This window comes from Pseudomonas cichorii (genome assembly GCF_018343775.1).
Lineage (GTDB): Bacteria > Pseudomonadota > Gammaproteobacteria > Pseudomonadales > Pseudomonadaceae > Aquipseudomonas > Aquipseudomonas cichorii.
This window is the reverse complement of record NZ_CP074349.1, coordinates 1,932,275-1,945,073: the sequence shown is the minus strand read 5'-3', so window position 1 is coordinate 1,945,073 and position 12,799 is coordinate 1,932,275. Positions and strand designations below refer to the sequence as shown.

General features: G+C 61.4%; 1 protein-coding gene. It reads right to left on the bottom strand.

Going from position 1 to position 12,799, the window contains the following annotated elements:
• Positions 1-20: 20 nt before the first annotated feature.
• Entirely contained in the window at positions 21-12,785 is a 12,765-nt protein-coding gene (locus KGD89_RS08645; protein ID WP_025259390.1) for a two-partner secretion domain-containing protein, read from the bottom strand.
• Positions 12,786-12,799 lie beyond the last annotated feature (14 nt).

Genomic DNA, 12,799 nt, shown 5'->3' with positions numbered 1-12,799 from the left:
CTAGTCAAATCTATGGTCTTTCAACGACGAGTAGGTGGTACAGAATCTGGTGGAAGTGGAATATGCGTATCTCCCGGTCCTATACCCGGTTTTCCTGTCGCAGGATTCATCCCTTGCTTGCCTGCATTTTGCCAACGCCAATACCCATTTTCGTATCCTGATATAGGTGATGACCCAGGTGGCATAACTCTAATGTGCTCTCCCTTCGCAGGATCAGTACCAGCGGGAAAATAAATTTCACCACCATTTCGTCCTGGCCGACTCACCCAGCCTGATGGAATTATAGGTGCCTGTGGAGGATTTGATATTTCCTCTACAGTTTTTGGAACCTTCGGCCCTCCATTTGTACCAAAACCGCCTTTCCCCCCTGACATTATACCTAATGCAGCACCTTGAAGTTTTGAAAGCCATGAAGCAGTCTCAGGAGACACTCCTTTAGCCTCAAGAGAAATCTTACTTTCAGCCTGCCTGAGTGCCGACACCTCTGTCATAAGCTGAAGTGCGTATGCAGGCAAATCCGCACGTATAGACATCGGAATGGCCGAGTCTTTTGTGAGCTTGGACAAGCGATCCAACAATTCAAGACGATGATCCAGCATATCCCTGTTATTTTTCAGACAACCCGCAGGATCCACATCACATTGCAGCAACAGTTCATCTTGATTAACAACACTTAGCTTTCTAAAATTTTCTTTGACCTCAGCACAATTCCCTTTCTCTTCACACCCGCGAGCCTCCCCTACAAGTTTCTCTAACTCGGCGTGTTTAAGGGAGTTATAAAGGGTACCATTTGCAGCAACAGCAGAAGCCGCTGACGCATCGCCCCCAGTTACAATCCCCGTCAAAACACCAATCAACTGAGAAGCCGTCAACAGTTGACTCACACCTGCCTTATAAGCCGTACTGTTTTTATCGAGACCTGCTGGCAGAAACTTCTCCGCCAGCAGCCCTACGAGTGCTTCGTTCGCACCGGCAGCCAATGCACCCGTACGGAAATCCCCCCCCATGGCTTCGGCCATCAATCCGCCAAGCGCAGCATGCATCGCTACTTTCGTGAGTTTGCCGCTGTCATTGATAAGTGCGTAATCGCCGATCTCGTTGGCAGCAACCGCACCGGCAATACTGATACCCGCACTCACAGCGGAACCGGCCAGATTATCCTTGAAGCTACCACCCATGATCGCGGTCTTGAGCGCTGACTCGACAACAACCTTCTGGGTTACAGCGCTAACACTGGAAAGATTAAAACCCAGATTGGTCGGATCAATAGCTGGCACAAGACCTGCCGTCATCCCTGCCAGAGCATAACCTTTGATGCTATTTGAAGAGGTCACGTCCTTGAGAATGGCCCCAAGATCCCCCTTGTTATTGATTGCGCTTGTGACTGTCGTCGTTGCTACGCTACTCGCAACGGCACCGGTAGCCCCCATCAAGCCAAACCCGGCTGGCCCCATCACAAACGACATCAGAATGGCAATTGCAATCTGTGCAGCTGGCCCCAGCCCTGAGTTGTTGTACTTGAAGCTCTCGTGGATTTCCTTGACCTGACGCCAATCCACATCGCCTCGCTTCTCGGCCTCTTTCAGCCAGGCCAGTTGCGGATCGGCCTGGACCATGGCATCAATACTTTGGCTTACACTTTCTTGATTGACCTGTTTGACGTCGATCCGAAGGCCATCCACAGCCTTAATGACAATATCGCCCTGAGCCACCAACTCACTCTGGCGCAAGGTTTCGTCAGTTCTGCCCTTGCCTTTCGATGAGAACCAGGTAGCACTGTTCTTGCTCTTGGTATGACTCTCCTGATGCAGATCTTTCACCCCTTCAAAGGTGATACCGCCACCGCTTTCAATGGTCAGATCATTGCCACTGGTAAGCTTGGCCACCTGATACAACTGGTCGCCACCGCTCTCCAGCGTCAGGTCGCCGCCGGAGGTGATTTCGCTGCCGACATTGCGGATATCGGTCACTTCATCCCGCTTGGTTTTCTTTTTGCCCCAGCTGCCTTTGCTCTTCTTGTCGTAGAGGTAGTAATCACTGTCCTGTGCGGCCAGGATGCTGAGGTTTTCGCCTGCCGACAGGTTGGCGTTTTCGCCTGCGGTGATGCGGCTGGAGATGACGGCCAAGTCCTGGCCTGCGTTCAGGGCAATGCTGCCGCCAGCGTTCAAGTCGGCGGATACCTGTTTGACGTGGTCGCTCTGGACGGTGAGTTTCTTGCTTCTGGACAGGGAGTGGGTTTCGTCTGCCGCCGAGCTGATGGTCATGTTCTCGGTCGCGGCCATGGCGATATCGCGCTTGGCGTCGATGTCGCTGGCTACAACGTTGATGTCACGTCCCGACAGGGCCATGAGGTCACGGCCGACGCTGACGCTGGAGCCCAGTTGCGTGATGCTGGATTGGGTACTGTTCGTGCTGAAGAGCCGTGTCTTTTCCGTTTGTACCACGCCGATATTTACGTCACGACCGCCAATCAGGCTGAGGTCGCGACCTGCCTGCAAGGTGCTGCCGATACTCTGAACATCGCGACCGGCCTTGATGGTCAGGTCGTTGGCGGATTCGACGCGGGCGGCGCTGTCGGCAAAAACCTCATACCCCATTAGTCCGCCAGCGCGGGAAACGGTCCGTTCGTTGATGACATCGCCACGAGTGGCGGCCAGTGTCACATCGCGCCCATAAAGGATGCCGCCAGCCTTGTTGATCAGGTCGTTGCCTGCCAGCAGGTCAAGACGATTGCCTGCTTCGATCAGGCCTGTGTTGATCAGATTGGTGCCTGCCGTTGCAGACAGATTATTGGTGGCGCGTAATGTTCCGACGTTATCGAGCTCTTGACCTGCCGTCAGCGTGACGTCGTTACCTGCAATCAGCGCACCGGTCGGGCCCAGACGGTTGTTGGCCTGGGCCAGGTAGAGCACGGGCACCAGGACTTTCTCGCCATTTACCTCATGTTCTTCGAGCCAGACGATGTCATGGGTCAGGGCCGCCACTTGTGGTGGCGTCAATGTCACCCCGATAGCCAGGTTCAGTTGCTCCTTGCTGGCGATGGCGTTGTTCATCAGGTACTTGAGCTGAGCCTCGTTAGAGGTCTGTCCAGCCAGGAACGCCTGACCGGTACGGGCCACGATGGCTTGCTGGACAAGACGCTGCTCGTACAGGCCATCACCGAGACGCTTGGCACTGGCTTCAGGGTCGTAGCCCAGGCCGGCCAGCAGGTAGTCCGAACTCATGAACTGGCGCAGGTCGGTCAGGACCGGGTTGGTTTCGATGAGGTATTTATGTGGATTCGGCGGCGCGGTATTACCGGGCAAGGCCTGGACACGGGCGACCTGGGTGCTCGGCACCGCTGTCGACGTGGTTGTGCCGTTCTGAGCCGTGGTGGTGCTGGAAGCCACAGGGGTAATGACGGGAACGGTTGTTGCCCCTTGACCGGGCAAGGAAACGGTGCCGTTCTGGCTCTGAACCTGGGTCACGTCGGCAACCGGTGTCAAGCCTGTAGACCCGGCGCTATGGCCAGTAAGTTGCAGACGGGTCGCTGAATCGACTGGAGCGCTGGAGTCAAAGGCGGAAGCATTGGCGCTCAACCCCGAGTTCTGACGGACCACATCAGCCAGTTGGCGAGTGGCTGTCGAAACCTGCCCGGCTGTCCCGAACTGAAGGGCTCTGGCCTGGGTATCGGAAACGGTCTGCTCGCGTTGGGCGACCGACACGCTGGCACTGCCGAGTGTCCAGTTTTGTGGCGCAGTGCTGGTTTGAGTGGCTGCGACATTGCTGCCGGTCTGAGCACTCAGGCGGAACAGGCCATTCTGGCCAGTGGGCAGGCTGAAGCCTGGCAGGGCTAATGGATTGACTTGTTGTTGGGACAAATCAGGCGGTAGTTGACTGTTGAGCCTGATAACGGAGGTTCCGATACCATTGACTTTGGTGTCGCCTACCTTACTGGTGCCGCCAGTCAGGATGTAATCCTGATGAATAACACTGTTCTCCAGGGTCTGGGCGGCCGTGATCGAAACATTGCCACCCGCTTGGATAACGGCACTACGGCCGCTACTTGTACCTGCTGCACCGCCACTGTCTTTCGCAATTTCAATATCGCTGAGTAGTAGATGATTAGATATCTGGGTCGGCACTTCTAGCAGATTATTCCGATCATACTGAGAGAGCGTTGCACTCTCAAAACCGAACTGAAGTCCAGTTCTTATGATGTTATAGGCACCATATACAAGGACATCGGCTCCCGTCTCACTGTCTCTGAGAAGCGCTCCTCGGTACGTATAACCATCTCGCCCTCCCACTCTGGCAGAACCTGATCGAGGTATGGCCTTGTGGATATTATTTTCCACATCAAGGTAATACACATAGGAGGGGAAGTCAGGGCTGTTTCTTTGGTTGTAGGGCACCATGACAGTGGATAAAAAATCCCCAACACTATCAGCGTCCATGTCACGGATCAGATACACGCGCGTGCGCTCTATGATCCCGCTCTGTGCGCCGATATTCTGCAGACTGTCTGCATTGATATTGATATTACCGCCAGCACTCACCGTACTTTTGCTATTGAGAAAACTTCCTCCCCGGAAAACGAAATCTTTGCTAGCCGTTAATAGTGCTGGAGCACTGATGTCGGTGTCTAAACTTTCATAGACCTCACGAGAAGCAAACGTAAGGGTGTTGTAGTCACCTGTACAGTCATTACACATACTGGCAATCAATCCCGACACCAACTTTCGCTGACTAGACGCCAAGCTGCCATCGGTACGATTCTCAAAACGATCAGCGTTGAGCGTGAATGCCCCGCCGCTCTCCATTGAGCCGGAGATGTTGTAAACATCAGTGGCCCGAGCCGCGCCACCGTAACCGCCGATCACTATGTTACCAAGCCCGTAAAGATCGCCCTTCAGGTTGCTCAAACTCCCCACATTGGCCTGCATATCCCCGCCGCTGAAGATCAGCCCCTGACTGTTAATCAGGCTCGCGGTGTTGAAGGTGAGGTTTTGCGTGGCACCCAAGGTGCCGTAGTTGGTGACGCTACCGGCATTGACGATCAAATCGGCCGCCGACGTGATACGCCCGTAGTTGCTGGCCAGACCGGTGATGTTGAGTTCGGTCCGGGCGCCACCCGTAAGGCTGGCGGTACTGGCGAGTGCCAGTTGGCTGGCGGTCAGGCCCAGGGTGCCCAGGCTGCTCGTACGCCCACCTCCCCCATACCCCCCGCTCAGGTTCAAACTCAGCGTCCCGTCACTGGCGATCACCCCTTCATTCGTCCAGCTCCCCCCCGTCCCTACAAACGCACTCGAAGCCAGCAACTGTCCGCTGGCAGTCTGGTTGAAGGTGCCGACATTGACCGTAAGCCGGCCGGCCTGGATCACGCTGCTGTTGGTCCAGTTGTCTGCCGTGACGGTCAGGCCGCCGCGGGTCACGAGGTTGCCGCCGGCCTGGGTGAGGTTGGCGGTGGAGATGTCGAAGGTGCCGGCACCGGCGTGCAGCAGGTTGCCGTTGGTGTTGAGGAAGCTCGCGGCGTTGAGGATCAGGTTGCTGTTGGCGACTTCCACGGTGCCGTTGCGGTTGTCGAATTGGGTGCCGATCTGGAAGTCGGCGGCGTCAGTGGTGCCGAGTGAGCGTATCTGGCCGGTCTGGTTGTCGAGGCTGGTGGCCTTGATGGCCAGGCTGCTGTCGCTTTCGATGATGCCCAGGCGGTTGTTCAGGGCGCCGGTCAGTCTGAGGTCGACCTGGCCGCCGGCGATCTGGCCGTCGTTGTCGCCGCTGTTGTCGAAGTCGTTGCCGATGACCCGTACCAGGCCTTTGGCGTAAAGGCCGCCGTTGCGGTTGTCGAGGTTGGCGGTGGTGAGCAAGGCTTCGCCGGTGCTGGCCGAGACGCGGCCGCCGTAGTTGTCGAAGCCGCCCAGGGCGGTCAGGCTCAGGCGTTGGCCCTGGATGACGCCGCCCTGACGGTTGGCCGCGAGGTCGTAGCCGTTTCTCAGGACGCCGGTGATCTGCGTGGTCAACAGCCCTTTGAGGCTGGACAACACGCCGCCGCGGCTGTCGAGGCTGGCGGCTTCTACTGTCAGGTCACCGTTCTGGGCAATGAGGCGACCGTTGAGGTTATCGACGCCCTCGCCCACTTCGACCTTGAGGGTGCTTTGGCCTTGTACCGCGCCCCGGGTGTTGTCCAGGCTCGCGGCGTCCAGTTCCACGCCCGCGTTCTGGCTGTAGATCAGGCCGTCGGTGTGGTTGAGGACCTTGCCGGTGGCGGTGATCAGCAGGGTGTCGTTGGCCGCGATGGTGCCTTTATTACTGTTGTCCAGGGCGCCGGTGTTGAGGGTCATCAGGCGCTGGCTGATCAGTTGCCCGCCCTGGTTGTGGACGGCGCTGCTGCGTTTGAGCAGCCAGTCACCGCCGCTGGCGAGTGTGCCGCCGGTGTTGGTCAGGGCGCCGATCAGGTCGAGGGTGGCCTTGCCCGGGCTGGTGATTGTGCCCGCGCTGTTGTCGAGGGCGTTGGCGGTGATCGCGAGGTCCGCACCGCTGTCGATCAGGCCGTTCTGGCTGTTGTTCAGCAGGCCGGTAACGGTCAGGGTCTGTGCCGCGCCGCTGGAGAGGATGCCGCCGCGGTTGTCGAGGCTGTCGGCGGTCACGGTCAGGGCTGTCTGGCTGACCAGCGCGCCATTGCTGCTGTTGAGCAGGGCACCGCTGAGGTCCACGTCCACCGCGCCGTTACGGCTGGACAGGGTGCCGCGGTTGCGGTTGTCCAGGGAGGTGGCGGTCACGTCCAGCCCTTGCCAGCCGGAGATGAGGCCGTTCTGGTTGAGCAGGCTGGCGGCATTGAGGGTCAGCAGGTTGCTGCTGATGAGCTGGCCGCCGCTGTTGTCCAGGGTCTGGCCGGTCAGGGTGAAGCTCTGGGCGCTGGAGATTTCACCGCCCTGGTTGTTGATGTTTCGCACCCGCGTGAGGGTCAAGGGACCTGTGGCGGTGATCAGGCCGGCGTTGTTGTTGAGGTCCGCACCGTTGAGGTCGACGCTCAGCCCGGCATTGCCGATCAGGCGACCGGCATTGAGGGAGATCGCGTTGAGGACCAGGGTCATGGCCCCGAGCCCGGAGACTTCGCCACCGGTGTCGGCGCTCAGGCTGTCGGCGGTGATGTTCAGGGTGCCACGGCTGTTGATCAGGCCGTTGGCACCGGTGTCGAGGGCGGCGCTGTCCAGGGTCAGGGCGGTGTTGGCCAGCAGTTGTCCTGCGCGGTTATTGAGGTCGCCCGAGGTGATCTTCAAGGTCTCGGCAGCGTTGATCAGACCGTTGTCGCGGTTGGTGAGCTGGCCGGTGACGGTGAGTTCCAGGGCATTGCGGCTGGTCAGGGTGCCGCCGCTGTTGTCCAGGCTGCCCGCCGTGGCATCGACGCCCGCCGCGGCGATCAGGCCCTTGACGTTGTTCAGGGCCTGGGCGATGCGCAGGGTCAGCAACTGGTTGCTCAGCAGCGTACCGCCGCTGTTGTCCAGCGATAGGGCCTTGAGGGTGAAGGCCTGGGCGCTGGAAATCTCACCGCCCTGGTTGAGCACGACCCCGAGGTTTTTCAGCAGCAGCGTGCCGGGCGCGTTGATCAGGCCGCCCTGGTTATCGAGCAGGCCCTGGTTGACGTCCAGGCTCAGAGAGGTGGCGCTGGTCAGGCTGCCTTTCTGTTGTTCAAGGCTGCTGACGCTCGCAACCAGTGCCTGGCGGCTGGCAATGCTGCCGTCGTGGTTGGTCAGTTTGGCGGCGGTGAGGTCCATCCGCTCGCCGCTGCTGATCCGGCCCTTCTGGCTGTTGTTCAGGTCGCCGGTGTCGATCGTGACCCGGCCCTTGCCGCTGACGGTGCCTTGCAGGCTGTTGTCGAGAGCGGTGCTGTCCAGGTCGAGCTCGCCATCGGTGACCAGTTCGCCGCCCTGGTTGAGGATCGCGCCGGCGCTGTCGAGGGTCAGCTTACCGGCACTGGACACGCTGCCCGCCGTGTTGGTCAGGCTGCCGACGTCGAGGGTCAAGGTGCCTTCGCTGCTGATCAGGCCCTGGGTGTTGTCGAGGGTGTCCGAGAGGTCGATGCTCAGGTCGTGTGGGCTGAGCAGCACGCCGCCGGTGTTGTCCAGTGAGCTGCCGGTCAGGGTCAGGCCGGTCTTGCCGGACAGCACGCCGTCGCTGCGGTTGGTGGTCTTGGCGATGTCGAGGGTCAGTAACTGCTGCGCAAGGATCTGGCCGCCGGTGTTGGTGAGGGTCTGGCCGGTCAGGGTGATGCCCTGCTGGCTGGAAATTTCGCCGCCCTGGTTGTCGACGTCATCGACGGTGAGGGTCAGGGCCTCACCCGCCCCGACAAAACCTTTCAGGCTGTTGTTCAGGGTGGCGCCGGTCAGGTTCAGGGTGCCCAGGGCAAAGAGTTGCCCGCCCTGCTGTTGCAGGTTGCCGATCACGGCGGTGAGGGCTTGTTTGCTGGAAATCTGGCCCTGGGTGTTGTCGCCTCTGGCAGCGCTTATTTCAAGATCGCCATCGGCAATCACGGTGCCCTTGACGTTGCCCAAGGCCTGGTCGACGGTCAGTGTCAGGCCGGCGCGGCTGCTGATCAGGCCTTCGTTGTTGTCCAGGCTGTCGCTGTCGATGGTCAGCCCGGTGGCCGACACGGTGCCCTTGAGGTTCCTGAAGAACTCGACCAGGTCCAGGGTCAGCGTCTGGTTGCTGAGCAGCTTGCCCGCGCTGTTGTCCAGGCTCTGGGCCGTGAGGCTAAAGGCCTGGGCGCTGGAGATTTCCCCGCCCTGGTTGTCCACGGCCTTGAGGTTTTTCAGCAGCAGCGCGCCGGGGCTGTTGATCAGCCCGCCCTGGTTGTTCAACTGGCCGTTGTTCAGGTCCAGGCTCAGGGTGGTGTTGCTGAACAGTTCGCCGCCCTGCTGATCCAGGCTTGTGACGCTGGCGGTCAGGGCCAGTGCACTGGCAATACGGCCCGCGCTCTGGTTGATGACGTCGTGAGCGATCAGTTCCAGGGTGTCGCCGCCGGTCAGTTGCCCGCCCTGGCTGTTGTCGAAGGCGCCGGTGGTGACGCGGGTCGCCCCCTGGCCGGAGAGTTTGCCTTTTTCGCGGTTGTCCAGGCTGGCGCTGACCACGGTCAGGGCCGCATCGGTGGTGATCGAGCCGGTCTGGTTGATCAGTTCGCCGTCAGTGGTGACCTTGAGTGCCCCGGCGCTGGACAACGTGCCGTCGGTGTTGTCCAGGGAATCGGCCTTGACCGTCAGCGCCGCTTCACTGCTGATTAAACCGCCGCGGTTGTCCAGTGCGCCCGTCAGGGTCAGGGTCTGGGCCTGCTGGCTGGCCAGGGTGCCACCGGCGTTGTCCAGGCGTTTGCCGTCCAGGGTCAAGGTCTGGCCGAACAGCAGGCCCTTGTTCTCGTTGATCACCCGCTCGACGATCAGTTGCAGCGCCGTACCGGCCAGCACCTTGCCGCCGTCGCTGTTATTGAGCTGTTCACCGATCAGTTCCACGCCCACCTGGCTGGACACTTCGCCGGCCCGGTTGTCGATGTCGTCGACTTCGAGTTTCAGCGCTTTTGTGGCGCCCACCAGGCCACCGGCCCGGTTGTCCAGGCTCTGGCCAGTCAGGGTCAGGGTGCCCTGGGCCACCAGTTCACCGCCTTGCTGGGTCAGGCTGTCGACGGTGGCGGTCAGATTGTTCTGGCTGGCGATGCGGCCAGTGCCGTTGAGCAGCGTGTCGGCCTCCAGCGTCATCCCGCCCACGGCCGTGAGCAGGCCGTTCTGGTTGTCCAGTCGCTGGCCGATGAATGCCAGCCCGGCCTGGCTGGTGATTCCGCCCTTCTGCGCGGCGCTCAGGCCAATCTGGTTGTTATCGAGGTCACCGATCAACAGCGTCATCAGCTTGTCGGCGCGGATCACCCCGCCCCGGTTGAGCGCGCTGTCGCTGTTCACGGTCAGCAGGTCCTGCCCCACCACCCGGCCGCCCTGGTTGTTCAGGGCTTGGCTGGTCAGGTTAAGGATGCCCTTGGCCTGCACCTGGCCGCCGCTGCGGTTATCCAGGGTGCCGGTCAGGGTGATATCGAGTTGGCCATCGGTGAGCACGGCACCGGCCAGGCGGTTATCCAGGCTCGCGGCCTGCAGGTTCAGACCCAGGCCTGCCCCCAGGGTGCCGGCCTGGTTGTCGAGGGCTTGAGCCAGGATGACGGTCAGCACCTCGTCGGCCATGGCCTGGCCTTCGGCGTTGTTCAGGCTCCGGGCTTCGAGGGTGGTGGCCCCCGCGCTGCTCAGCAGGCCCTTGCGGTTGCTGACCTCGCCGGTGACGTCCAGGGTCAGGCCGGCCTCGCTGCTCACCTCACCGCTGTCGTTGGTCAGGGTATCGGCAGAGAGGTCCACGCCGGTGCCGGACACCAGGCCGCGCAGGTTGGTCAGCACCTTGTCGATGCGCACGATCAGCGCCTGATCGCTGAACACCGTGCCGTCGGTGTTGTCCAGCGCCGTGGCGGCCAGGGTAAAGCCCTTGGCGCTGGAGATTTCGCCGCTCTGGTTGTTGACCGTGCCCAGACGGGTCAGCAGCAACTGGCCGGGGGCCGTAATCAAACCGTCCTGGTTATTGAGGTGGCCATTGCTCAGGTCCAGGCTGACATCGCCATTGCTATAAAGGCGCCCGTCGGCGTGTTGATCCAGGCCCGTGACCACGGCGGTCAGGGCCATGGCACTGGCGATGCGTCCGGCTTCGCTGTTATTGACCTGCGCCGCCGTCAGGCGCAAGGCCTCGGTGCTGGTCAGGCGACCATCGAGGTGGTTGTCGAACGCGCCGGTGGTGACGGTCACGCCTTTGGCGGCAATCCGCCCGCTGCGGCTGTTGTCCAGGCGACCGCTGGTGAGGGTCAGGGCCGCATCGCTTAGCACTTCACCGCCCTGGTTGACCACGGCGCCGGTGACGGTCAGGGTCGAGGCGCCCGCGCTGGTGAGGCTGCCTGCCGTGTTGGTCACCGTACCCGCATTCAGCGTCAGGCTACCCTCGCTGCGCACCACGCCTTGAGCGTTATTGAGGATTGCGGTCGAGAGGTCAAGGTCCGTGACCACCATGGTCAGGGCCATGGCGCTGGCGATGCGCCCCGCTTCGCTGTTATTCACCTGCGCCGCCGTCAGGCGCAAGGCCTCGGTGCTGGTCAGGCGACCGTCCAGGTGGTTGTCGAAGGCGCCGGTGGTGACGGTCACGCCTTTACCGGCAATCCGCCCGCTGCGGCTATTGTCCAAACGACCGCTGGTGAGGGCCAGGCCCGCCTCGCTCAGCACTTCGCCGCCTTGGTTGACCACCGTATCGGTGACGGTGAGCCGGGCCGTGCCGGTGCTGGTGAGGCTGCCTGCCGTGTTATCCAGTGATGCGGCATTGATCGTCAGCGGGCCCGCGCTGGAAATCAGGCCCTTCTGGCCGTTCGACACGCCACTGGCCGTGACCTCCACGCTGCCGCCCTGACTCAGGATGCGTCCCGACTGACGATTATCCAGGGTCGTGGCCGTAACCCGGGTACTGGACTGCCCGCTCAGGGTCCCGCCCTGGTTGGTCAGGGTCCGGGTGGCGGTCGCCTGCAGGGCGCGGCTGGCCACCACGCTGCCGGTGTTGGTCAGGTTGTCCGCCGAGAGCACCACATCGCCCGTGGCATTGCGGCTGTTGTCAGCATTGATGCCCGCTTCGATGATCGCGGTGTTGGTGAGCTGTCCACCGCTGGACAAGGTGACGACATCGCGCGCGGCGACATTCTGCTTAATGGCCAGATCGCCCGGCGTGGTCACCGTCAGCGAGGAACCCGCATACAGCGGTCCGTTGGCCTCGACGCTGGCGGCCTTGACCGTGACCGCGCCGCTGGCAGCCGCCTGGGTCAGGCTCAGGTGGCCATTGGCATCGATCTGGATATCGCCAGCACTGGCCGCCACATTGCTGGCCAGCCGCACCCCGACACCCGCCTCGGTGCCGACCAGTTTCACGGCCCCGACGTACATGCCGCCCAGCGCCGAGCTGTCGATGGCCAGTTCCGGTTTGACGCTGCCATCGTCCGCCAGCGCCGTGGCAGTGAGAGTCTGGGCGTCGACATCATTGCGTCCGGCGATGATGTTGAGCCTTTTCGCATGCAGCTCGGCGTTGAGCTTCGCGCTGCGGGTGATGATGTCGAACTGATCGACGTTGTCGGCGTTCAGCCCCAGCCCTTCGATGGCCACGCTGCCGTTCTGGACATTGAAGTGCGTCAGGTTGCCGTTGCCGTCCAGCACCGGCTTGCCGGTGGTCAGGGTCACCTGCGGGGTGTTGAGAAAACCGCAGCCGTTGCAGGTGATGCCATAGGGGTTGGCCACGATCACCCGCGCCGCCTGCCCGGCCACTTCGGTGTAGCCCTTGAGCTGGCTGGCGTTGGCGCCCACCACTTCGTTGAGGATGACCTGCGCCGCCACCCCGTTGTTCAGGTTCGGGTTGCCGACGATGATCCCGCCCAACTGGGTCGCGCCGGTCTGCTGGGCGATGTTGTTGAGGATCAGGCCCTGGGCGTCGACGTTGTACTGCTGGAACTGGTTGTGCGACAGCCCGCTGGCATTGGGCGTCGCAATGTTGACGATCGGCACGCCATTGCCCGCCTGCCCCAGGCCGGTCCCCGCCCCACTGACCACAATCCCATCGGCCTGCGCCCACATCGGCTGCCAGAACATCGCATGGGCCAGGATCAGCGCAATGCCACGTTTGGGCAGGCCCCAGAAGTGCTCACGTTCTTTCAGGGCAGCAGAAGGCTGACGGGCAAGAAAAGCCAGTTGGCGGACGTCCATGTGGGCGGTCTCGA